Genomic DNA, 23,472 nt, shown 5'->3' with positions numbered 1-23,472 from the left:
ATCGACCAAAAACCTTCTCCAAGCAGCTAACCACGTGGGTTGTAGGGTTTATTGGCAGACAATGTATGTGCATTCATGTCACCAATGCGAAAAAACTTAAATTTGCGATAAAACCCTTGAAAGCCACGGCCTACAAGGCCTAAGCCCAGGGGGTTGCGACATTCGGTCACGGGGTGACTTGTAGTTAATTTTCCGTCACTAGTCAGAATGCCTTGAAGGCCTCAAAGTTCGCCTGCAAAATGCCGCGCCCCGCTGTGATTTCAGCGGGATCGTGCTGATCGGCCGCCCCAGCGCCCCTGCGTAGTGCGCTGGCCTTCTAAGAAAGATCGCAAGCAATAAGATCAAGCAGGAGATTTGACGTGCACATTGGTGTTCCTCTCGAAACCCAGACAGGTGAAACGCGGGTTGCTGCAACCCCGGAAACCATCAAGAAGCTGATCGGCCAGGGTCATAAAGTCACTGTGCAAAGCGGCGCCGGCATCAACGCCAGCGTTCCCGACAGTGCCTACGAAGCGGCAGGGGCGACCATTGGCAACGCCAACGATGCCTTTGGCGCCGAGCTGATCCTCAAGGTAGTAGCCCCCAACGACAGCGAGCTGGCTCTGATCAAGAGCGGGACCGTCCTGGTAGGCATGCTCAACCCGTTCAGCAATGAAACCATCGCCAAGCTGGCCGAACGCGGGATCACCGCCTTCGCCCTGGAAGCTGCGCCGCGCACTTCTCGGGCCCAGAGCCTGGACGTGCTGTCGTCCCAGGCCAACATCGCCGGCTACAAGGCCGTGTTGTTGGCAGCCCACTACTACCCGCGCTTCATGCCGATGCTGATGACCGCCGCCGGTACCGTTAAGGCCGCCCGTGTGCTGATCCTCGGCGCCGGCGTGGCTGGCCTGCAAGCCATCGCCACGGCCAAGCGCCTGGGTGCGGTGATCGAGGCTTCCGACGTACGCCCGGCGGTCAAGGAGCAGATCGAATCCCTGGGTGCCAAGTTCGTCGACGTCCCTTACGAAACCGATGAAGAGCGCGAATGCGCCGAAGGCGTTGGTGGCTACGCTCGCCCAATGCCAGCCAGTTGGATGCAGCGCCAGGCCCTGGCCGTGCACGAGCGCGCCAAGCAGGCGGACGTGGTCATCACCACCGCCCTGATCCCCGGCCGCAAGGCGCCGACACTGCTGAGCGCCGATACCGTGGCCCAGATGAAGCCCGGCTCGGTGGTCATCGACCTGGCCGCCGCCCAGGGCGGCAACTGCCCGCTGACCGTGGCTGACCAGGTGGTGGTCGAGAACGGGGTGACCATCGTCGGCCCGACCAACCTCGCCGGCGCAGTAGCTGCCGACGCGTCGGCCCTGTATGCGCGCAACCTGCTGGACTTCCTGAAGCTTGTCTTCACCAAAGAAGGGCAGTTCGACGTCAACCTCGAAGACGACATCGTCGCCGCGTGCCTGATGTGCCGCGACGGCCAAGTCATCCGCAAAAACGCCTAAGCAGGGATTCAGACGATGGAAGAGCTCATCTCCCCCGGTATCTACAACCTGATCATCTTCGTGCTGGCGATCTATGTCGGTTATCACGTGGTCTGGAACGTCACACCCGCACTGCACACACCGCTGATGGCGGTGACCAACGCCATTTCCGCGATCGTCATTGTCGGCGCCATGCTGGCCGCCGCCCTGACCGTAACCCCGCTGGGCAAGACCATGGGCACCCTGGCCGTGGCCCTGGCCGCGGTCAACGTGTTCGGTGGCTTCCTGGTCACCCGCCGCATGCTGGAAATGTTCAAGAAGAAAGCGCCCAAAGCCAAAGAAGAGGTGCAGAAATAATGAGCATGAACCTGGTAACCACCCTCTACCTGATCGCCTCGGTGTGCTTCATCCAGGCGCTCAAGGGGCTTTCGCACCCGACCACGTCGCGCCGCGGCAACCTGTTCGGCATGCTGGGCATGGCCCTGGCGGTACTGACCACCGTCGGCCTGATCTACAAGCTCGGCGCCGAACTCGCCACCGCCGGCATCGGCTATGTGATCGTCGGCCTGCTGATCGGCGGCACCGCCGGCTCGATCATGGCCAAGCGCGTCGAAATGACCAAGATGCCTGAGCTCGTGGCCTTCATGCACAGCATGATCGGCCTGGCCGCGGTATTCATCGCCATCGCCGCCGTGGTCGAGCCGCAGTCCCTGGGCATCGTCAAGCAGCTGGGCGACTCGATCCCCACCGGCAACCGCCTGGAGCTGTTCCTCGGCGCGGCCATCGGTGCCATCACCTTCTCCGGTTCGGTGATTGCCTTTGGCAAGCTGTCGGGCAAGTACAAGTTCCGCCTGTTCCAGGGCGCACCGGTACAGTTCGCCGGCCAGCACAAGCTGAACCTGGTACTGGGCCTGGCTACCCTGGGCCTGGGCATCACCTTCATGGTCACCGGCAACCTGGGCGCCTTCGCCCTGATGCTGGCCCTGGCCTTCATCATGGGCGTGCTGATCATCATCCCTATCGGCGGCGCCGACATGCCGGTGGTGGTGTCGATGCTCAACAGCTACTCGGGCTGGGCGGCGGCGGGCATCGGCTTCTCGCTGAACAACTCGATGCTGATCATCGCCGGCTCCCTGGTGGGCTCCAGCGGCGCAATCCTCTCGTACATCATGTGCAAGGCGATGAACCGCTCGTTCTTCAACGTGCTGCTCGGCGGCTTCGGCAACAGCGCCGATGCCGGCGGTCCAGCTGGCGCCCAGGAGGCCCGCCCGGTGAAGTCCGGCTCGGCCGACGACGCGACCTTCCTGCTGACCAACGCCGACACCGTGATCATCGTGCCCGGCTACGGCCTGGCGGTGGCACGCGCCCAGCACGCGCTGAAGGAACTCACCGAGAAACTGGTCCACCGTGGCGTGACCGTGAAGTACGCGATCCACCCGGTGGCAGGGCGCATGCCTGGTCATATGAACGTGCTCCTGGCCGAGGCAGAAGTGCCCTACGACCAGGTGTTCGAGATGGAGGACATCAACTCCGAGTTCGGCCAGGCCGACGTGGTGCTGGTGCTCGGCGCCAACGACGTGGTCAACCCGGCAGCGAAGAACGATCCGAAATCGCCCATCGCCGGTATGCCGATCCTGGAGGCCTTCAAGGCCAAGACCGTCATCGTCAACAAGCGCTCCATGGCCAGCGGCTATGCCGGCCTGGACAACGAACTGTTCTACCTGGACAAGACCATGATGGTCTTCGGCGACGCCAAGAAGGTCATCGAAGACATGGTCAAAGCCGTCGAATAACCCTGCTGTAGCGCAATACCCCAAACCTCAGCCTTTAGTAGGCTGGGGTTTTTTATTTATACCAGCAAGCCGACGGAAGGCTCTGGAACGGGCCCCTTCATTCGACCTTTGTCGCGGGGCGTTTTTTTTGGAAATCACTAGACTGCGCTTCTTGCTTTCGTTGCCCGAGATAACAATCCATGTACCGTGATCGTATCCGCTTGCCTTCGTTGTTGGATAAGGTGATGAGCGCTGCAGACGCTGCCGCTCTGATTGAGGACGGCATGACCGTCGGCATGAGCGGCTTCACCCGCGCCGGTGAAGCCAAGGCCGTGCCCCATGCCCTGGCCGAACGGGCCAAGGTGTCACCGCTTAAAATCAGCCTGATGACCGGCGCCAGCCTGGGCAACGACCTGGACAAGGAACTGACCGAGGCCGGCGTACTGGCCCGGCGCATGCCGTTCCAGGTGGACAGCACCCTGCGCAAGGCGATCAACGCCGGCAAAGTGATGTTCATCGACCAGCACCTGTCGGAAACCGTCGAACAACTGCGCAACCAGCAGCTCAAGCTGCCGGACATCGCCGTGATCGAGGCGGTGGCCATTACCGAGCAGGGGCACATCGTGCCGACCACCTCGGTGGGCAACTCCGCCAGCTTCGCGATCTTCGCCAAGCAAGTGATCGTTGAGATCAACATGGCGCACAACCCGAACCTGGAAGGGCTGCACGACATCTATATCCCGACCTATCGCCCAACCCGCACGCCGATCCCGCTGGTGAAGGTCGACGACCGCATCGGCAGCACCGCCATCCCGATCCCGGCGGACAAGATCGCCGCCATCGTCATCACCGACCAGTCCGACTCGCCATCCACTGTCTCGACCCCGGACAGCGAGACCCAGGGCATCGCCAACCACCTGATCGACTTCCTCAAGCGGGAAGTGGAGGCCGGGCGCATGAGCAACAAGCTCGGCCCGTTGCAGGCCGGTATCGGCAACATCGCCAACGCGGTGATGTGCGGCCTGATCGAGTCGCCCTTCGAAAACCTGACCATGTACTCCGAAGTACTGCAGGACTCGACCTTCGACCTGATCGACGCCGGCAAGCTGAGCTTCGCCTCGGGCAGCTCCATTACCCTGTCGAGCCGGCGCAACGCCGATGTGTTCGGCAACCTGGAGCGCTACAAGGACAAGCTGGTGCTGCGCCCGCAGGAGATCTCCAACCACCCCGAAGTGGTACGGCGCCTGGGCATCATCGGTATCAACACCGCGCTGGAGTTCGACATCTACGGCAACGTCAACTCCACCCACGTCTGCGGCACCAGGATGATGAACGGCATCGGCGGCTCGGGTGACTTCGCCCGTAACGCGCACCTGGCGATCTTCGTTACCAAGTCGATCGCCAAGGACGGGGCTATTTCCAGCGTGGTGCCCATGGTCAGCCATGTGGACCACACCGAGCACGACGTCGACATCCTCGTCACCGAAATCGGCCTGGCCGACCTGCGCGGCCTGGCGCCCCGGGAGCGGGCACGGGTGATCATCGACAACTGCGTGCATCCGTCCTACCGCGACGCCCTCAACGATTACTTCACCAAGGCCTGCGCCCTGGGTGGCCACACCCCGCACATCCTGCGTGAAGCCCTGAGCTGGCACATCAACCTGGAAGAAACCGGGAAGATGCTCGCCGAGTGATGGATACAGTCGGTGGCTGACGCAAGCACAGTTGCGCCAGCCCGCCGACTTCATTTCTACAGCTTTGCAAAAACTGTACTGCTGTACCGGTCTTTTCCCCGCCTGAAACCGCCACCCGCCCGCCAAAAACCCGCGAAATGCACCAAAAAGGTGCTGACAGGTACAGTTGTGCCATTTCGGAACAGTACAGCCCCTATAAACAGTTAACTGGTCATTCACAATACAGGTGAACTGTATCTACAGAGTCTTGCGCCGGAGGAGGATCATGGGCACCAGTTAAACCACTACCTGATCCCGCCACAAGCGGAAGGATGTCAACCATGGAACGTACACTCAGTTCCGAACTGTTCTTCGAAGACAAGGCTGCAAAATCCCAGGCTTCCATGCCTCTGCGTATCATCGCCAACCTGATGCTGTGGCAGCGCCGCATCTCCAGCCGCCATCAACTGGCTCGCCTGGACTCGCGTCTGCTGGCCGATGCCGGGATCAGCGAAGCACAACGCTACGAAGAGCTGAGCAAGCCGTTCTGGCGCTAACTCAGCGTCGCTGGCCCTGACCCACCGGGTCCACCGCCAGCACCCCGAATTGCATTAACAAGACCCGCCGCGGGAAACCGCGGCGGGTCTTGTCGTTTCTGGCCTGAAAAACCCTGGAGCCCGGCGTACAGCCTCGGTCGATAGCGACAAGTACAGTTTCAAATAAATTAAAACTGAACCAGTACAATTTTCCTCTGGTGTACCTGTCCGCGCCTGCTGGCACTGCCCATTATGTGACCTACGGGAACAATGCCCGGCCTTTCATCGAGGATCGCATCATGAACTCATCAGTCAGGCACACCGGCCTCCAGGCCTTGCACACTTGGCTGGACGCTTTCAGGAACATGCAGGAACGAAGCAGGACCCGTCGGCTGCTGGCCCAACTGGATGAGCGACAACTGGCAGACAGCGGCATCAGTCATTGCGAAAGGGCAGCAGAACTGCGCAAACCTTTCTGGCGGACCTGAGCAGGTATGGGCGAACAGAACGGCTGAGCCTAATATCAGTCCTGACGTGGCGATTCTCGCTCGAGCTGCGTCAGAGCTATCAGACACAGCACCTCGCAGTGACTGCCCGGCGTCTCACTCAGCGCCCTTCATCTGTCTGTTCATCTACAGGAGTTATCCATGTCCCGTCTCCGCTTGCTTAGCGCTGCCGCACTGCTGGCCCTGGCCGCCAACGCCCACGCCACCAGCCTGATCGTGACCACCGATGCCATCGTCGGCGCGCTCAAGGCCACCTCCGATGCCACCTCCGACGCCACATCCTCCCTGCGCGACCACAAGATCGTCCGTGCTGCCCGGGATGACGCCGCCAGCTTCGTCGCCACCGATGGCGCCATTCGCGGCGTGAAACTGGAAAGCGCCTTCGCCCACATCCGCCAGCAGGCCCCACTGCTGCAACAGGCCACGGACGCACAACTGGCCCAGGCCATCCTGGCCATCTGAGCATCGTCGACTTCAGGTGCAGCTACGCACCTGGAGCCCTCTGCGCTGGTCCTCCGGCGGTCATTGCGCTAGCCTTGGCCGCTGGTTTTCAGCTGTAGAGACCCATGGGTTTGTTCCGCATCACGCTTATCGCTCCCGTATTGATCGTCCTTGGTTGGACCAACCTGGCACAGGCAATGGACCTGAGCACCCAGAGCTCGGTCATCACCGCCTACGCTACTAGCCAGGTGACCTCCGCGCCCTTCGACCATAAACTTGTACTTGCCGCCCAGGATGACGCCGCTGCCTTCGTTGCAACGGACGGTCGACTGCTTGGTGCGCGCCTGGAGTCAGCGCTGAAATATCTGCGCCACGCCCCGGCAAAACTTCATGCCAGCGACCTTGAACTGGCGCAGGCAATTCTCGTCCAATAGCCACCCCTGTTATTCCGGAGTCGTTCCATGCGTAGCCCACTGATTGCCGCCACCCTCGGCCTGTTGTTGTTGGCCGACGTGGCCCAGGCACATACCCTGGTGGCCACCAGTAACATCATCGTTCGCGCCTTCGGCCGCACGATCGATTTCACCTCGGACACCACTACATCCATCCGTGACTCCAAGATCGTTCGCGAAGCCCACGACGACGCCGCCAGCTTCGTCGCCAGCAACGGCGATATCCGTGGTGCCCAGCTGGAGGCCGCTTTCGGCACCCTGCGCTCTCGCGTACCGGAAGCTCGTGACGCCAGCGACCAGGTGCTCGCCGAAGCCATCCTCGCCCTGTGAAACCACTCTTCGCCTGGCTGCTCGCGGCAGCCCTGGGGTTGTCCTGTGCCAGCGCCCAAGCCGAGTTGAAGCTGCGCCTGAAGACCGACGGCCTGAACCCGCAGCAACAACAAGCCAGCCAGGCGCTGCTGGATGAAGCGATGCAGGCTTTGCCGCCACGCTTCATCCAGCAATTGGACCGCACCATCGACGTCGGCTGGACCGACCGCATGCCGGACAACGCCTATGGCGAGGCCTCCCTGGTCGCGGAGCTGGACCTGAACCGCGCACTGCTACCCAGCCTCGCCGATGGTTCTGCCGCCACCCAGAAGACCCATCGCCCCCATGGCACCGTGCGCCGGGAAATGCTCGCCACCGTGCTCCATGAGCTGACCCATATCTATGATCGTGCGCGCCTCTGGCCCAGCGCCGAGCGCAGCCTGATCCAACGCTGCACCCGCAACAACGGCACCACAGGCCTGGTGGGCCTGCCAGACGCCTGTCGCGGCCAGAACGATCGCCGCTTCACCCTGAGCGACGACCCGCGCCTGCTGGACCTGGCCGGCTGGCCGCAGTACGTCGGCCGCCGCGGGGAGCGTGAGCAGCACAACCGCCAGGTTGCCCGCAGCCCCGACCTCTACGAGACGACCAATCCCAAAGAGTTCGTCGCGGTGAACATGGAGTACTTCCTCCTCGACCCGAGCTACGCCTGCCGGCGTCCGGCGCTATATCGCTACTACCAGGAGCACTTCGGTTGGGCACCAGCCGCCAAGGACACCTGCGCCAAGTCCTTTGCGTTCCTCAATGCCGGCAACGACTTTGCCAAGACGCCCCTGGGGAAGGTCGACCCGGAGCGGGTCTACGCGGTGGACTACCTGCTGGCCGAAGCCAACCAGAACTGGGTCAGTCGCTGGGGCCACAGCATGCTGCGCCTGGTGATCTGCGCGCCGGGCCGGCCTCGTGGGCCGGATTGCCGGCTGGACCTGGACCAGCACCTGGTTCTGTCCTATCGCGCTTTCGTCGGTGACGTGCAGCTCTCCAGCTGGGACGGCCTGGTGGGCAAGTACCCGTCACGCCTGTTCATCCTGCCGCTGTCCCAGGTGATCGACGAGTACACCAAGACCGAGCTGCGCAGCCTGGCCTCGGTGCCCCTGAACCTCTCGCGCAGCGAAATCGAGGAAGTGGTGGAGCACGCCGCCGAAATGCACTGGAGCTACGACGGCAACTATTACTTCCTGTCCAACAACTGCGCCGTGGAAAGCCTCAAGCTGCTGCGTAGCGGCAGCAACAACCAGCAACTGGTTGGCCTGGACAGCATCATGCCCAACGGTCTCCTGGAGGTGCTCAAGGGTAGGGGACTGGCCGATACCAGCGTGCTCGACGATCCTCGCGAGGCCCTGCGCCTGGGCTATCGCTTCGACTCCTTTCGCGATCGCTACCAGGCGATGTTCGAAGTCATCAAGAAGCACCTGCCGATCAAGGAAACCAGTGTCGAAGACTGGCTGTCCCTGAGCGCCGAACAGCGCCGCCAATGGTTCGACCAGGCGGACTTGCGCACCAGCGCTGCGTTGCTACTGCTGGAGCAAGCCAGTTTTCGCCGGCAGTTGCTGTTGGCCCAGGACGAGGTCAAGCAACGCTACCTGGGTGCCCGCGAGCTGAAGAACGGCGGTATGGAACAGGCCAACAAGACCTTGCAGGAAATTCTCGCCAACAGCGGCTTCCTCAGTCGCCCGGCGGAACTGCTGGGCAGCAGTGGCTATGGCCTGCCACAGCCCAGCGAATGGCAGCGCCTGGAGTCGGAAAGCAGCACGCGGCAAAAGCAACTGCAATCCTTGACCGGCGACCTGGACAAGGAAGTGCGAGCTTTGCTGGAACCGGCCCGGGCAGCGGAAATTGCCGCCAACGAAGCCAACCTCAAGCAGGTGGGCGAACACCTGCGGGCGCTGCACAAGGCCGCCGGCGGTCTGGAACTGCCATAACCGCAGCCGAACCCGCGGGGTTGCGAAAAGGACCACAGGCCTTGCTTGGCGTTCTTGAGCGCCTCGCGACCGCGGCTACAGGGTTTCTTGCGGTTCCTGCGGCAAGTGCTCGTCCAGGTGCAGCCAGGGCAGGCGACTGTCGGTCCAGATATGCCGCTGCGCCGGGGCCTGCTCCGGGTGGTCCAGGGTGGCGATAGTGACGTCGATGCTGTCCGGGCTCAGCTGGGTGATGAGCGCCAGGTGCGCCCCGCAATCACTACAGAAGTAACGCGCACAGCTGGCAGACGAGTCATAACGGGCAGGAATGCCTTGCAGCCACCGGAAAGCCGAGGCGGGCAGGGTGATCCAGGTCGTGACCAAGCCGCCGCTGACCCGGCGACAAATCGAACAATGACAGTGGGCAATGTCCCGCAAGGGCCCGCTGAACTCATAACGCAGCCGCCCACAGTGGCAGCCTCCGCTGTGCAACTGCTCCATCTCGATCTCCTTGGTCGTCATGCCTTGCACTTTAGGCCGCTTGTCGGACGATGACACATCCCTTGATTCCTTTGTCCGGCGAAAGCTGGCTGAAAGCTTGCGCCATTAGGATCGCCTCCCACCACCGGCGACAGACCGGTTGGCCAGAGCGAGCGCACGCGCGCTCCCGGCCCTATTAACAACAACAATGGTGATTCTGATGTCCGCTCGTACCCGCCTGTTCGCTGTCCCCACTCCCGTACGCCTCGTGCTTGCCGTCCTGCGCTGATCCTTCCCGATCGCCATTCCCTAGCCGCGCTACGCCTGGAGTATTCCCATGCTGACTTTCCTTGGCTTCGCCATGGTCATCACGTTCATGTTCCTGATCATGACCAAGCGCCTGTCGGCGCTGATCGCCCTGATCATCGTGCCCATCCTGTTCGCCCTGTTCGGTGGCTTCGCGCCGAAGATCGGCCCGATGATGCTCGAAGGCATCACCAAGCTGGCCCCCACCGGCGTGATGCTGATGTTCGCCATCCTGTATTTCGCCCTGATGATCGACTCCGGCCTGTTCGACCCGGCCGTGCGCAAGATCCTCAAGCTGGTCAAGGGTGATCCGCTGAAAGTCTCGGTGGGCACTGCGGTGCTGGCCCTGGTGGTATCGCTGGACGGTGACGGTGCCACCACCTACATGATCTGCGTGGCCGCAATGCTGCCGCTGTACAGCCGCATCGGCATGAGCCCGCGGATCATGGCCGGCCTGATCATCCTCGCCGGCGGGGTGATGAACATGACCCCATGGGGCGGCCCCACCGCCCGCGCCGCCAGCGCGCTGCACGTGGACCCATCGGACATTTTCGTGCCCATGATCCCGGCGATGCTGGCCGGCGTGGTGGCGATCCTGGCCATCGCCTACCTGTACGGCAAGCGCGAGCGCGCCCGCCTGGGTGAACTGCACCTGGTTGGCGAAGAGATCGATCACAGCGAGATCAGCGTGTCGCAATACCCTGACGCTCGTCGCCCCAAGATGATCTGGTTCAACGGCGCCCTGACCTTCGCCCTGATGTGTGCCCTGATCGCCGGCCTGCTGCCGCTGCCCGTGCTGTTCATGGTGGCGTTCAGCATCGCCATGATCGTCAACTATCCCTGCCTGCAACAGCAGAAGGACCGGGTCGCGGCCCATGCTGGTAGTGTCCTGGCGGTGGTCGGGTTGATCTTCGCCGCCGGTATCTTCACCGGCATCCTGTCCGGCACCGGCATGGTCGACGCCATGTCCAAGAGCCTGCTGGCCGTGATCCCCGAAGCCCTGGGCCCTTACCTCGCGGTGATCACCGCCCTGGTGAGCATGCCGTTTACCTTCTTCATGTCCAACGATGCCTTCTACTACGGTGTCCTGCCGGTACTGGCCGAGGCTGCCAGCCACTACGGCATCACCGCGGTGGAGATGGCTCGCGCGTCGATCGTCGGCCAGCCCGTACACCTGCTCAGCCCGCTGGTACCCTCGACCTACCTGCTGGTGGCCCTGGCCGGTATCGAATTCGGCGACCACCAGCGCTTCACCCTCAAGTGGGCAGTGCTGGTCTGCCTGTGCATAATGTTCGCCGCCTTGCTGATGGGAATATTTCCCCTGTTCAGCACTCTCTAAGGCCATAGATTCTTCGCCCTGGCCGATCACCGGACAGGGCCATAACACTCGCTCAAAGGAATACACATGGAATGGCTGACCAACCCGGAGATCTGGGTTGCCTTCTTCACCTTGACCGCCCTGGAGATCGTCCTGGGCATCGACAACATCATCATGATCTCGATCCTGGTCAGCCGCATGCCCAAGCACATGCAGGCCCGTACCCGGATCTTCGGCCTGGCCCTGGCCATGATCACGCGGATCCTGCTGCTGCTGTCGATCACCTGGGTCATGCGCCTGACCGACGACCTGTTCACCGTGCTCGGCCAGGGCATCTCCGGACGCGACCTGATCCTGTTCTTCGGTGGCCTGTTCCTGTTGTGGAAGAGCTCCCAGGAGATGTACCACGCGCTGGAAGGCGAGGATGAGACCAACGACGAGCCCAAGGGCAAGGGCGGCAAGTTTATCTACACCATCATCCAGATCGCGATCATCGACATCGTGTTCTCCCTGGACTCGGTGATCACCGCAGTGGGCATGGTTTCCCACGTACCGGTGATGGTCGCGGCGATCGTCGTCGCGGTGCTGGTGATGATGCTGGCCTCGGGCACCATCAGCGAGTTCATCGACAAGCACCCATCGCTGAAGATGCTCGCGCTGTCGTTCCTGCTGGTGGTCGGTACCGTGCTGATCGCCGAAGCCTTCGACGTGCATGTACCCAAGGGCTATGTGTACTTCGCCATGGCCTTCTCCCTGGCGGTGGAAGTCATCAACATCAAGCTGCGGACCAACCTGGCGAAGAAAAAACAGCAAGAGCCTGTGAAACTGCGCAAGGACATTCCCGGTCAATAACCCGAATGCGCTGAAATCGTCGAAATGAAAAAGGGGCTTTCGGGCCCCTTTTGCTTGCCTGGAACATGACGTTTTCATAACAGTTATGTTTCAGTCGCAAGATTAGCTGTGCGATGCTGGCGCCTAGCGCGTTAGCCGACTAAAGCTTACTGACATAACCAAGAACCGCGCGCAGCAACGTCCACTGGCCCCGCTTGGGGCTCTTCACCCCAGGGGGCCCTCTCATGCTGACCCTGCTCAATCTGCTTTCCGCCGTGGCCCTGCTGGTCTGGGGCACCCATATCGTGCGCACCGGAATCCTGCGGGTCTATGGCTCCAACCTGCGCCACGTGATCGGCCAGAACATGGCCCGCCGGCCGCTGGCCTTCATCGCCGGGATCCTGGTAACCGCCATGGTCCAGAGCAGCAACGCCACGGCCATGCTGGTGACGTCCTTCGTCGGCCAGGGGCTGATGGGCCTGACTCCGGCCCTGGCCACCATGCTCGGCGCCGATGTCGGTACCGCCTTGATGGCCCGGGTGCTGACGTTCGACCTGTCCTGGCTGTCGCCCCTGCTGATCTTCATCGGGGTGATGTTCTTCCTCTCGCGCAAGCAGACCCGCGCCGGCCAACTGGGCCGGGTCGGCATCGGCCTGGGCCTGATCATCCTGGCCCTGCAACTGATCGTGGAGGCCGCAGCGCCCATCACCCACGCCCAGGGCGTGAAGGTGCTGTTCGCCTCGCTGACTGGCGACATCCTGCTGGATGCACTGATGGGCGCAGTGTTCGCCATGGTTTCCTACTCCAGCCTGGCTGCCGTGCTACTCACCGCGACCCTGGCTGGTGCCGGGGTCATCGGCCTGCCGGTGGCCATCGGCCTGGTGATCGGCGCCAACATCGGCAGTGGCGTGCTGGCATTCCTCAGCACCAGCATGCAGAACGCCGCCGGGCGCCAGGTGGCCCTGGGCAGCTTGCTGTACAAGCTGATCGGCCTGCTGTTGATCATCCCGGTGCTCAGCCCGCTGGCACACTGGATGGACAGCCTGGACTTCAGCCCCCAGGAGGTGGTGATCGGCTTCCACTTGCTCTACAACACCGCCCGCTGCCTGTTGCTGCTGCCCAGCGTCGGTCCCATGGCCAGGCTCTGTTCCTGGCTCTTGCCCGAGCGTCCCCAGGAAAATGGCCGGGCACGGCCCCGCCACCTCGATCCGACCGCCCTGGATACACCCAGCCTGGCCCTGGCCAACGCTGCCCGGGAAACCCTGCGTATCGGCGACCTGGTGGAGAACATGCTCGAAGCCATGGGCGACGTACTGCGGGGCAAGCAGACCTCCATCACCCAGGAACTGCGGGCCCTGAGCGACGACGTCGAAGTGCTCTACAGCGCCATCAAGCTGTACCTGGCACAAATGCCTCGCGAAGACCTCAGCGAACAGGACAGCCGACGCTGGGCCGAGATCATCGAGCTGGCGATCAACCTCAAGCTGGCCAGCGACCTGATCGAACGCATGTTGCGCAAGGTCCAGCAGCAAAAGACCTCCCAGCGCCGCTCCTTTTCCGAGGTCGGCCTGGAGGAGCTGGCCGGACTGCACGCCCAACTGCTGGCCAACCTGCGCCTGGGACTGTCGGTATTCCTCAGCGCCGATCCGGAAAGCGCCCGCCAGCTACTGCGGGAGAAGCGCCGCTTCCGCGCCCAGGAACGGCGCCTGGCCCACGCCCACGTCAGCCGCTTGCAGCGCAAGATCGTCCAGAGCATCGAGACCAGTTCGCTGCACCTGGAGCTGATCGCCGACATGAAGCGCCTCAACTCGCTGTTCTGCAGCAGCGCCTATGTGGTCCTGGAAACCTCCGACACCGGTGCCCTGGAGGTCGAGGACATGAGCGACATCACCCATTCACCCTGAACGTCCAGGATGATGTGCAGTCTCTACAACTTACGCACGTCGTAAGGAAGTTCTTGTTATGCGTTGTCTGTTACTCGCCTGCCTGCTGCTGGGCAGCGCACAAGCTTGGGCCCTGGATCGCTTCCAGGTCGAAGGCTATACCCTGCCCAATGGCTTGCAGTTGCTGCTCAAGCCCGGCAGCGAGCGCGGCCACGTGGCGATTCGCCTGGTGGTGGGCGTGGGCCTGGACGATTTCCCGTGCCACGAAAAGGAGTTGCCGCACCTGCTCGAACACCTGCTGTTCAGCGGTATCGACGCCAGCGGCGAGGGCGGCCTGGAAGAACGCATGCAGGCCCTGGGCGGCGAGTGGAATGCCTACACCAGCAATGCCGACACCACTTTCGTCATCGAGGCCCCGGCCAAGAACCAGCGCAAAGTCCTCGACCTGTTGCTCTCGCTGCTGACCCATACCCGCCTGGACGACAATGCAGTGGCCGCCGCCAAGCGGGTGGTGGAGCGTGAGGACGGCGGCCACTATTCGCACCTGCAACGCTGGCTCGACCGCCAGGACCTGGGTCACAAGGCCAGCAACCAATTGGCCGTGGAACTGGGCCTCAAGTGTGCCGAGCGGGCCGAGGTCGACCATCTGACCCTGGCCCAGCTGGAACAGGTGCGCAAGGATTGGTACGCCCCCAACAACATGACCCTGATCGTGGTCGGCGAACTGGATCGCCTGCTGCCGGCCTACCTTGAGCGCACCTACGGCGCCCTCGAACCGGTGGAGCCAAGGGAACATCCGGAGCTGCCCCAGCTCGAAGGCCACGCGGCCCCCGTACGCGACCTGATCCGTGGCTGGGTGGGGCAGAGCGCCCAACTGCACTGGCTGTTCCCCGAGCCGGTACTGGAGCAGCAGCACAGCGAGACCTTCGACCTGCTCAAGGACTACCTGGACTGGGCGCTGTATCGCCAGCTACGCCTGACACATGAACTGTCCTACGGCCCCTGGAGCGATCGTGAGGTATTCGGCGGCGTCGGCTTCCTCAGCCTCAACGCGGACCTCGAGCGCGAGAACCTGCCCCAGGCCCGGCAAGTCGTCGAACAGCTGCTCAGCCACCTGCTCAAGGACGGGCTCGACCCCGCCACCTTCGCCCGCTTGAAACAGGCCGCCATCGACCGCCAGGCCTGGGCAGTGCAGGGCAACAGCGCCCTGGCGGACTACTACTGGAGCGCACTGGGCGACTTCGACGATGGCCGGTTCAGCGATCCGGCCAAGGCTTTGCGGGCCGTGACCCTGGACCAGGCCAACCAGGCCCTGCACCAACTGCTGCAGCAGCCAGGCTACCTGCGGATCGAAAAACCCCTGCTGGGCGACGAGCAATTGCTCTGGCTGATGGGCGGGCTGCTAGCCCTGGTGCTCCTCGGTGGCCTGGGCGTGGGCTTGTGGCGTCGTCAATCCCGATAAGCCATGACGAGCAAACCGGCAAGCCTCGAAGAGCACGACCAGCTCCCCGGGCCGGACACCCTGTACAGCATGTCCGGACAACAGCCTGCTCCCTCGCCAGGGACCGCCGCCGACGTTATCCTGTCGCGCTTTTTCCTGCCATGACCGTGACTTGCACCCAATGCCCGACTGGAACCGACACATAAAGCGCCTGCTGCAACTGATAGAGCGCTATCCGGGGGTCATTGCACTGGGTGGCTTCATCTCTGGGGTCTGCAGCTTCATCCTGGTGGACCGGCAACAGAGCCTGGCGTCATGGATCGCCATCATCATGCTGGTGAGCTGGGTCTGGTTGATGCTGGAGAACAGCCTGACCCAGCTGTTCGCCCAGGTCTTCAAGCGCGAGATCCCCCAGCCGCTGCTGCGCTATGCCACGCAGATGATCCATCAGGAAAGCCTGTTCTTCGTCCTGCCATTCTTCTTCGTCACCACCAGCTGGACCAGCGGCCAGCTGGTGTTCACCGGACTATTGGGCGCCGCGGCGCTGGTCTCCATCACCGACCCGCTGTACTACAAGTGGCTGGCCCCGCGCCGCTGGTTGTTCCTCGCGCTGCATACCCTGACGCTGTTCGCCGCACTGCTCACGGCCTTGCCGCTGATCCTGCACCTGACCACCGCCCAGAGCTTCAAGCTGGCCCTGGGCACAGCGATGCTGCTGTCCTTTCCGAGCCTGGCCTCGATCCTGCCGATCCGCAGTGCGCGTAGTGGCGTGGCCGTTCTGTGCATCACCCTGGCCATCGGCGGCACCGGCTGGCTGATGCGTTCCTGGGTGCCGCCGGCCACCCTGTGGCTGACCGAGCAAACCATCAGCACCCAGCTCCAGGACCGTACTCCCGGGGCCAGCCTGGAACACCTGGACACCACCCAGGTGCGCGGCAATGGGTTGTACGCCTATACCGCGATCAATGCACCGCGCGGCCTGGACGAGCGCATCTACCATGTCTGGCAGTTCAACGGCAGCGAAGTGGATCGCATCGCACTGGATATCCATGGCGGACGCAAGGAAGGCTATCGGGCCTGGTCCCACAAGCAGAACTTCCCGGCCAACCCCACAGGCGACTGGCAAGTGCGGGTGGTCACCGAAGACGATCAGGTGATCGGCGTGCTGCGTTTTCGGATCGACGATCCAGATCAAGGCGCCGCCAAGACGGGCAAGGCAAATTAATCCGGATCGTGCTATTACGTAGCACTGCGAAATCGCCACACAAGCACGGAGCTTATGACTACCAGCGTGACGCCCGGCACCGCTCAACTGGATCTTGCCCAATCCCCGGCGCAATTGCGCATCCGTGGCGACTGGACGCTGGCGCACTACAGCGAGCTCAAGCGCCTGAGCCAAGCGCTGGATGGCCGCTACGACAGCAGCACCCATATCGACCTCAATGGCTTGGGTGCCCTGGATACCGCCGGCGCCTCGCTGCTGGTGGAATTGCTCGGGGCCGAGCGCCTGGGCCACAGCGCCGAACACCCCGACTGCACCCTCTCCGCCGCCGACCGCGCCCTGTTGCAAACCGTCTACAGCTCGCTGAACGACTTCTGCGTACCGGTCAAGCAACCGGAGATTCCGGTCGGCATACAGCTGCTCTCGCGGATCGGCGGATCGGTCTACACCGTCTGGCAGGACACCCTGAAAGTCCTGGGTTTCATCGGCCTGATCCTCGAGACCCTGGCCCGCGGCCTGCTACATCCCAAACGCTGGCGCATCACCCCGGTGGTGGCGCATATCGAGCAGACCGGCCTGGACGCCGCGCCCATCGTGGCCCTGCTGACCTTCCTGGTGGGGGCGGTGGTGGCCTTCCTCGGGGCCACGGTGCTGGCCGGGTTCGGCGCCAGCATCTTCACCGTGGACCTGGTGGCGTTTTCCTTTCTACGTGAATTCGGCGTACTGCTCACCGCCATCCTCATGGCCGGACGCACCGCCAGCGCCTTTACCGCGCAGATCGGCTCGATGAAGGCCAACGAGGAGATCGACGCGATCCGCACCCTGGGCCTGGACCCCATGGAATTGCTGGTCCTGCCCCGGGTCCTGGCCCTGCTGGTGGCATTGCCGATGCTGACCTTCCTGGCCATGCTCTCGGGCATCATCGGCGGCGGAGTGGTCTGTGCGCTGTCGTTGGATATTTCGCCGGCGATGTTCCTTTCGCTGCTGCATTCGGACATCGGCGTGAAGCACTTCCTGCTGGGCCTGGTGAAGGCCCCGATATTCGCCTTCCTGATCGCCGCCATCGGCTGCCTGGAGGGCTTCAAGGTCAGCGGCAGTTCCGAATCGGTAGGGGCGCACACCACCTCCGCCGTCGTGCAGTCGATCTTCGTGGTGATCGTCATTGACGCCGTGGCCGCACTGTTCTTCATGGAGATGGGCTGGTGAGCCGCCCGCCGCGCGCGCGCGCCGAGGCGGTGATCGAGGTTCGCGGGCTGTGCAACCGCTTCGGCCCGCAGAGCGTGCACGAGAACCTCGACCTGGACGTGTACAAGGGCGAGATCCTCGGCGTGGTCGGTGGCTCGGGCAGCGGCAAGTCGGTACTGCTGCGCAGCATCGTCGGCCTGCGCCAGCCCAGCGAAGGCTCGGTGCGGGTATTCGGCCAGGACCTGCCAAGCCTGCCGGAGCAGCAGCGCTCGCTGGTGGAACGACGTTTCGGCGTGCTGTTCCAGAAGGGCGCGCTGTTCACCTCGCTGACGGTGACCGAGAACGTCGCCCTGCCACTGATCGAACACGCCGGCCTGTCGCGCGCCGACGCCGAGCACCTGGCGGCGGTGAAGCTGGCCCTGGCCGGCCTGCCGCTGTCGGCGGCGGACAAGTACCCGGCGTCGCTGTCCGGCGGCATGATCAAGCGCGCGGCCCTGGCCCGAGCCCTGGCCCTGGACCCGGACATCCTGTTTCTCGACGAGCCCACCGCCGGCCTGGACCCGGTGGGCGCCGCCGCCTTCGACCAACTGATCCTGACCCTGCGCGACGCCCTGGGCCTGAGCGTGTTCCTGGTCACCCACGACCTGGATACCCTCTACACCATCACCGACCGGGTGGCGGTACTGGCCCAGAAGAAGGTGCTGGTGGCCGATGCCATCGACATCGTCGCCGAGACCCCGGACGCCTGGATCCACGAATACTTCCACGGCCCTCGCGGCCGCGCGGCGTACCAGGCCGCGACACCGACCAACGAGGGATGACATGGAAACCCGAGCCCATCACGTACTGATCGGCCTGTTCACGGTGATTCTGGTGGCCGGCGCCTTGCTGTTCGGCCTGTGGCTGGCCAAGTCCAGCGTCGACAGCGCCTTCCAGGACTACGAGATCGTCTTCAACGAGGCTGTCAGCGGCCTGTCCCGGGGCAGCTCGGTGCAGTACAGCGGGATCAAGGTCGGCGACGTGGTCAACCTGCGCCTGGACCCCAAGGACCCGCGCCGGGTACTGGCGCAGATTCGCCTGGGCGGCGACACGCCGATCAAGGAAGACACCCAGGCCAAGCTGGCCCTGACCGGCATCACCGGCACCTCGATCATCCAGCTCAGTGGCGGCACCCCGCAAAGCCAGCCCCTCAAGGGCAAGAACGGCCAGTTGCCGACCATCATCGCCTCGCCATCGCCCATCGCCCGCCTGCTGAACAACAGCGACGACCTGATGACCGGGGTCAACCTGCTGCTGCATAACGCCAACCGGCTGTTTTCCCCGGAGAACGTGGGCCGGGTCAGCAATACCCTGGATAACCTGCAGAAGACCACCGCCAGCATCGCCGAGCAACGTAACGACCTGCGCCAGCTGATGCAGCAACTGGGAACCATCACCAAGCAGACCAGCGCCATGCTGGAACAGACCACGGCACTGATGCGCAACGCCAACGGCCTGCTCAACGACCAGGGCCGGCAGATGTTCGGCAGCGCCGAGCAGGCCATGCGCTCGCTGGAGCAAAGCAGTGCCACCCTGAACACACTGTTGACCGACAACCAGGATTCGCTGAGCAACGGCATGCAGGGCCTCAATGGCCTGGCGCCGGCCGTGCGCGAACTGCGCGAGACCATGAGCTCGCTGCGGGCCATCACCCGCCGCCTGGAAGCCAACCCCGGCGGTTACCTGCTGGGTAACGAGAAGAACAAGGAGTTCACGCCATGATGCGTGCCTGTCGCCTGTTTGCCCCCCTGGCCCTGGGAGCCGCCCTGGTCCTGGGCGGCTGCTCGATCCTGCCCAAGAGCGAGCCGCTGGATATCTACCGCTTGCCGGTGAACCAACCCAGCACCCCGGGCAAGGCCTTGCCGTGGTCGCTGCAACTGCTCAAGCCCCAGGCCAGCGATGCCCTGAACAGTGCCAGGATCGCAGTGATCCCCCAGGGCGACTTGATCAGCAGCTACAAGGCTTCGCGCTGGACCGACCCGGCACCGATCCTGCTGCGCAACCGCCTGCTGGATGGATTCCAGCGCGACGGCCGGGTCCAGCTGCTGAGCACCGACGACAGCAACCTGCAGACCGACCTGGCCCTGGGCGGCGACCTGCAGGCCTTCCAGACCGAATACCAGGACAAGGCCGCCCAGGTGGTGATACGCCTGGATGCACGGCTGATTCGGGGTGCTGACCAGAAGATCCTCGCCAGCCGGCGCTTCGAGGTACGCCAGCCGCTGGCCGAGACCCGGGTGCCGGCGGTCGTGGCCGGGTTCGGCCAAGCCAGCGATGTGCTGGCCCGCCAGGTGGTGGACTGGGCCGTAGGGCAGGGCAACCAGGTGGGGAAACGCTGAGCTCCAGCGCGCCGGCAAGCCGGCGCAGGATCAGCCGAAGAACCAGTAGCAGACGGCGATCGCCGCGACCACGCCGGCAAACTCCGCCAACAGGGCGCAGCCCACGGCGTGCCGTACCCGCTGGATGCCCACCGCACCGAAATACACCGCCAGCACATAGAAGGTGGTTTCGGTGCTGCCCTGGATGGTCGCCGCCGCCAGCGCCGGGAAGCTGTCCACACCCTGGCTCTTCATGGTCTCGATCAACATCGCCCGGGCGGCACTGCCCGAGAACGGCTTGACCATGGCAGTGGGCAGGGCATCGACGAAGCGCGTATCCCATCCGGCCCAGGCCACCAGGTGGCGGATTGCGTCGAGGCCGAAATCCAGCGCCCCGGAAGCCCGCAGCACGCCGATGGCGCACAGCATGGCCACCAGGTACGGCAGCAGGTTCTTGGCGACGTCGAACCCTTCCTTGGCGCCCTCGACGAAAGCCTCGTAGACCTTGACCTTGCGCAGCGCGCCGATCACCAGGAACAGCATGATCAGGCCGAACAGCGTCAGGTTGCCGAGGATCGAGGAAAGCGACGCCAGGGCCGCCGCCGACAGGCTCGCCAGCAGCGCCATGAAAGCCCCCAGGGCCAGGGCACCGGGAATCAGGTAGGCCAGCACCACCGGGTCCCACAGCCGCAGGCGCTGCATCACCGCCACCGACAGCAGGCCTACCAGGGTCGAGGCGCTGGTGGCCAGCAGGATCGGCAGGAACACCAGGGTCGGGTCCGCCGCACCTTGCTGGGCGCGGTACATGAAGATGGTCACCGGCAACAGGGTCAGGGACGAAGCGTTGAGCACCAGGAACAGGATCTGCGCGTTGCTCGCGGTGGTGGCACTGGGGTTGAGCTCCTGCAGGGCGCGCATGGCCTTGAGGCCGATGGGCGTGGCAGCATTGTCCAGGCCCAGGCCGTTGGCGGCGAAGTTCAGGGTGATCAGGCCCAGGGCCGGATGGCCCGGTGGCACTTCCGGCATCAGGCGCTTGAACAACGGGCCGAGGACCTTGGCCAGCCATTCGACGATGCCGGCCTTCTCGGCGATCCGCAGGAACCCCAGCCACAGGGTCAGGGTGCCGAACAGCAACACCATGACCTCCACCGACAGCTTGGCCATGGCGAAGATGCTTTCCACCATGGCGGCGAAGATCCCGGCGTTGCCTCCCACCAGCCACTGCGCCAGGGCGGAAACGGTTGCAACGATAAAGAAGCCAAGCCACAGGCCATTGAGCATCGGTCATATCCCTCGGAAGATGCGGCGAATGATAGCGGGGGCTGCAGAAACGACAAACCCCGGATCGACCGGGGTTTGTCTGTTGCGCGGGCCCGCCGGGGTGGCGGGCGGGCGTCAGGCGTCTCAGCCCTTGGAGATCTCGCCGGCTGGCAGCTTCTCCTTGCTGCGCCAGTGCGGCAGGGAGTTCCAGTAGCGCTGGCCCTTGGCTTCGTCGTACATGCCTTCCCAACGAGCGATCACCAGCACCGCCAGGGCGTTGCCGATCACGTTCAGGGCGGTACGCGCCATGTCCATCACGCGGTCGACACCGGCGATGAAGGCCAGGCCTTCCAGCGGGATGCCAACGCTGCCCAGGGTGGCCAGCAGGACCACGAAGGACACGCCCGGAACCCCGGCGATCCCCTTGGAAGTGACCATCAGGGTCAGGACCAGCAGCAGCTGCTGGCTGATGGACAGGTCGATTCCGTACAGCTGGGCGATGAAGATCGCCGCGATGCTCTGGTACAGGGTCGAACCGTCGAGGTTGAAGGAGTAGCCGGTAGGCACCACGAAGCTGCAGATCGCCTTCGGCGCGCCGTAGGCTTCCATCTTCTCGATCACTCGCGGCAGCACGGTTTCCGAGCTGGCGGTGGAGTAGGCGAGCACCAGCTCATCCTTGAAGATGCGCATCAGCTTGATCACCGAGAAACCGAACAGGCGTGCGATCAGGCCCAGGACCACAAAGGCGAAGAAAGCGATGGCCACGTAGACCAGGATCACCAGCTTGGCCAAAGGCAGCAGCGAAGCGAAACCGAAGTTGGCGACGGTCACCGCGATCAGGGCAAATACACCGATAGGGGCGTAGTTCATGATCATGTGGGTGACCTTGAACATGGTTTCCGAAACGCCCTGGAACATCTTCACCAGCGGCTCGCGCAGGTCGGCCTGCAGGCTCGACAGGCCCAGGCCGAACAGCACCGAGAAGAAAATGATCGGCAGCATCTCGCCACGGGCCATGGCCGCGAAGATGTTCGACGGAATCAGGTTGAGGATGGTCTCGATGAAGGCGTGTTCATGTTGCACTTCGGCCGCGGTGGCCTGGTACTTGGAAATGTCCACGGTGCCCAGGGTGCTCATGTCGATGCCTGCGCCCGGATGGAACAGGTTGGCCAGCAGCAGGCCGACGACGATGGCGATGGTGGTCACGATCTCGAAGTAGATGATGGTCTTGAGGCCGATGCGGCCCAGCTTCTTGGCGTCGCCGACACCGGCGATGCCGACCACCAGCGAGGAGATGACGATCGGGATCACGATCATCTTGATCAAGCGGATAAAGATATCGCCCGCAGGTTGCAGGACGTTGCTAATCCACCAGGCTTTTTCAGCGCTGAAATGATTGAGCAGTGCGCCGATCGCAATACCCAGGACCAGACCGATGAGGATCTGCCAGGCGAGGCTTAATTTGGCCTTCTTCATATCATTACCCTTACTTCAGTTGGACTCGGGCTGATGCGCGAACTGCAACGCTCAATGGCGGAAAAGTCTGTGCATCAGCCCCCGTATAAGGTCATCCCGAGCGAGCATTTACGGCTCTCTGCAGGCGAAAAAAGGCGCAACTATTCCGATGCAAGGGTGGCGCGTCTAATGCCGTAAACGCCTACCCTATGCCGAATCGGCATGAGTTTTTCGAAACAAAACGAGCGTCCCAACCGGTTCGAATACGACATTTCGGCAGGCCAGAATGCCGTGAAACGGCCATTTCAGGCGGCGTGCAGGCTTGTCGGAAGGGTCAGGAAAAGGTCTAAAAAACTTTAGGAATGTTCTGTTTCGGGTGCCCTGGAACCTTCCGGATTTTCCGGAAAGTTTCTCGATATACGGTCGCAGAGAAACACCAGGAAACGTTTGACCGGAGTCAAAGGAAGATTTTTCAGTTCAGACATCGGTGGCATCAGGCCAATGGCTCTAGAACGGGGATCTGACCGTTCACGCACGCCGCAAGCTCGTCGGGTCGACACCGACCCGGGAGCTTGCGCCGCCGCTTTTTCCTGACCCGGCCCTTGCGGAGGCACTCCCTGTACCCCTAGG

21 protein-coding genes and 1 pseudogene are annotated in these 23,472 nt (G+C 63.3%); 19 read left to right on the top strand and 3 right to left on the bottom strand.

Features of this window, described 5'->3' with window-relative positions; genetic code table 11:
• Window positions 1-359 precede the first annotated feature (359 nt).
• The 10 genes and pseudogenes from I9018_RS00650 (at window position 360) to I9018_RS00605 (ending at window position 9,128) form a co-directional block, all read left to right on the top strand.
• Window positions 360-1,481, top strand: a complete 1,122-nt coding sequence (locus tag I9018_RS00650) for a Re/Si-specific NAD(P)(+) transhydrogenase subunit alpha (RefSeq protein ID WP_124345424.1) — start codon at window positions 360-362, stop codon at window positions 1,479-1,481.
• A gap of 15 nt (window positions 1,482-1,496) precedes the next feature.
• A complete protein-coding gene (locus I9018_RS00645) occupies window positions 1,497-1,817 on the top strand; it encodes an NAD(P) transhydrogenase subunit alpha (RefSeq protein WP_003233786.1) in 321 nt (106 codons plus the stop codon).
• The gene (locus I9018_RS00640; RefSeq protein ID WP_068584260.1) at window positions 1,817-3,253 is read left to right on the top strand and encodes an NAD(P)(+) transhydrogenase (Re/Si-specific) subunit beta; all 1,437 of its coding nucleotides are present in this window, start codon (window positions 1,817-1,819) and stop codon (window positions 3,251-3,253) included. The genes I9018_RS00645 and I9018_RS00640 overlap by 1 nt, the downstream gene beginning before the upstream one ends.
• Window positions 3,254-3,432: 179 nt before the next feature.
• The gene (locus tag I9018_RS00635; protein WP_068584257.1) at window positions 3,433-4,926 is read left to right on the top strand and encodes an acetyl-CoA hydrolase/transferase family protein; all 1,494 of its coding nucleotides are present in this window, start codon (window positions 3,433-3,435) and stop codon (window positions 4,924-4,926) included.
• A 320-nt stretch (window positions 4,927-5,246) separates the two neighbouring features.
• Entirely contained in the window at window positions 5,247-5,462 is a 216-nt protein-coding gene (locus tag I9018_RS00630) for a DUF1127 domain-containing protein (protein WP_068589259.1), read from the top strand.
• 323 nt (window positions 5,463-5,785) lie between these two features.
• A pseudogene (locus tag I9018_RS00625) lies at window positions 5,786-5,929 on the top strand (DUF1127 domain-containing protein); the annotation flags it as partial.
• 159 nt (window positions 5,930-6,088) lie between these two features.
• Complete coding sequence (locus tag I9018_RS00620) at window positions 6,089-6,409, top strand: DUF2388 domain-containing protein (protein ID WP_068575365.1); 321 nt, start codon at window positions 6,089-6,091, stop codon at window positions 6,407-6,409.
• A 104-nt stretch (window positions 6,410-6,513) separates the two neighbouring features.
• Entirely contained in the window at window positions 6,514-6,822 is a 309-nt protein-coding gene (locus I9018_RS00615) for a DUF2388 domain-containing protein (RefSeq protein WP_068575366.1), read from the top strand.
• Between the two features lie 27 nt (window positions 6,823-6,849).
• The gene (locus I9018_RS00610) at window positions 6,850-7,170 is read left to right on the top strand and encodes a DUF2388 domain-containing protein (protein ID WP_068575367.1); all 321 of its coding nucleotides are present in this window, start codon (window positions 6,850-6,852) and stop codon (window positions 7,168-7,170) included.
• Window positions 7,167-9,128 (top strand): DUF4105 domain-containing protein, encoded by a 1,962-nt coding sequence (locus I9018_RS00605; RefSeq protein WP_068575368.1) that lies wholly within the window; start codon window positions 7,167-7,169, stop codon window positions 9,126-9,128. The genes I9018_RS00610 and I9018_RS00605 overlap by 4 nt, the downstream gene beginning before the upstream one ends.
• Before the next feature lie 75 nt (window positions 9,129-9,203).
• Here the strand turns inward: I9018_RS00605 and I9018_RS00600 are convergent, their stop codons facing one another.
• The gene (locus I9018_RS00600) at window positions 9,204-9,605 is read right to left on the bottom strand and encodes a GFA family protein (protein ID WP_241110217.1); all 402 of its coding nucleotides are present in this window, start codon (window positions 9,603-9,605) and stop codon (window positions 9,204-9,206) included.
• Window positions 9,606-9,921: 316 nt separating this feature from the next.
• Here I9018_RS00600 and I9018_RS00595 point away from each other — a divergent pair, with 316 nt between their 5' ends.
• From I9018_RS00595 to I9018_RS00555, 9 genes are all read left to right on the top strand, one after another.
• Entirely contained in the window at window positions 9,922-11,229 is a 1,308-nt protein-coding gene (locus I9018_RS00595; protein ID WP_068575370.1) for a CitMHS family transporter, read from the top strand.
• Between the two features lie 66 nt (window positions 11,230-11,295).
• A complete protein-coding gene (locus tag I9018_RS00590) occupies window positions 11,296-12,060 on the top strand; it encodes a TerC family protein (RefSeq protein WP_068575371.1) in 765 nt (254 codons plus the stop codon).
• Between the two features lie 224 nt (window positions 12,061-12,284).
• Complete coding sequence (locus tag I9018_RS00585; RefSeq protein ID WP_068575372.1) at window positions 12,285-13,943, top strand: Na/Pi cotransporter family protein; 1,659 nt, start codon at window positions 12,285-12,287, stop codon at window positions 13,941-13,943.
• A gap of 58 nt (window positions 13,944-14,001) precedes the next feature.
• The gene (locus I9018_RS00580) at window positions 14,002-15,384 is read left to right on the top strand and encodes an insulinase family protein (RefSeq protein WP_241108483.1); all 1,383 of its coding nucleotides are present in this window, start codon (window positions 14,002-14,004) and stop codon (window positions 15,382-15,384) included.
• 160 nt (window positions 15,385-15,544) lie between these two features.
• Window positions 15,545-16,588, top strand: a complete 1,044-nt coding sequence (locus I9018_RS00575; RefSeq protein ID WP_241108482.1) for a DUF5924 family protein — start codon at window positions 15,545-15,547, stop codon at window positions 16,586-16,588.
• Window positions 16,589-16,642: 54 nt separating this feature from the next.
• A complete protein-coding gene (locus I9018_RS00570; protein WP_124345418.1) occupies window positions 16,643-17,791 on the top strand; it encodes an ABC transporter permease in 1,149 nt (382 codons plus the stop codon).
• Window positions 17,788-18,591 (top strand): ATP-binding cassette domain-containing protein, encoded by an 804-nt coding sequence (locus tag I9018_RS00565; RefSeq protein ID WP_241108481.1) that lies wholly within the window; start codon window positions 17,788-17,790, stop codon window positions 18,589-18,591. The genes I9018_RS00570 and I9018_RS00565 overlap by 4 nt, the downstream gene beginning before the upstream one ends.
• A 1-nt stretch (window position 18,592) precedes the next feature.
• On the top strand, window positions 18,593-19,531 hold the full coding sequence (locus I9018_RS00560; protein WP_068575377.1) for an MlaD family protein: 939 nt from the start codon (window positions 18,593-18,595) through the stop codon (window positions 19,529-19,531).
• Window positions 19,528-20,148 (top strand): ABC-type transport auxiliary lipoprotein family protein, encoded by a 621-nt coding sequence (locus I9018_RS00555; RefSeq protein ID WP_241108480.1) that lies wholly within the window; start codon window positions 19,528-19,530, stop codon window positions 20,146-20,148. Before I9018_RS00560 ends, I9018_RS00555 begins: the two co-directional genes overlap by 4 nt.
• Window positions 20,149-20,178: 30 nt before the next feature.
• Here the strand turns inward: I9018_RS00555 and I9018_RS00550 are convergent, their stop codons facing one another.
• Both I9018_RS00550 and gltP read right to left on the bottom strand, forming a co-directional pair.
• Window positions 20,179-21,408 (bottom strand): spore maturation protein, encoded by a 1,230-nt coding sequence (locus I9018_RS00550; protein ID WP_068575379.1) that lies wholly within the window; start codon window positions 21,406-21,408, stop codon window positions 20,179-20,181.
• Window positions 21,409-21,531: 123 nt separating this feature from the next.
• Window positions 21,532-22,863 carry a glutamate/aspartate:proton symporter GltP gene (gene gltP / locus I9018_RS00545; protein ID WP_068575380.1) on the bottom strand — a complete coding sequence of 444 codons (1,332 nt, stop codon included), beginning with the start codon at window positions 22,861-22,863 and terminating at the stop codon, window positions 21,532-21,534.
• Window positions 22,864-23,472: the final 609 nt, after the last annotated feature.

Source organism: Pseudomonas sp. MPFS, assembly GCF_022537035.1.
Taxonomy (GTDB): Bacteria; Pseudomonadota; Gammaproteobacteria; order Pseudomonadales; family Pseudomonadaceae; genus Aquipseudomonas; species Aquipseudomonas sessilinigenes.
The sequence above is the reverse complement of the archived record's forward strand: the minus strand, read 5'-3'. Positions and strand labels throughout refer to the sequence as shown.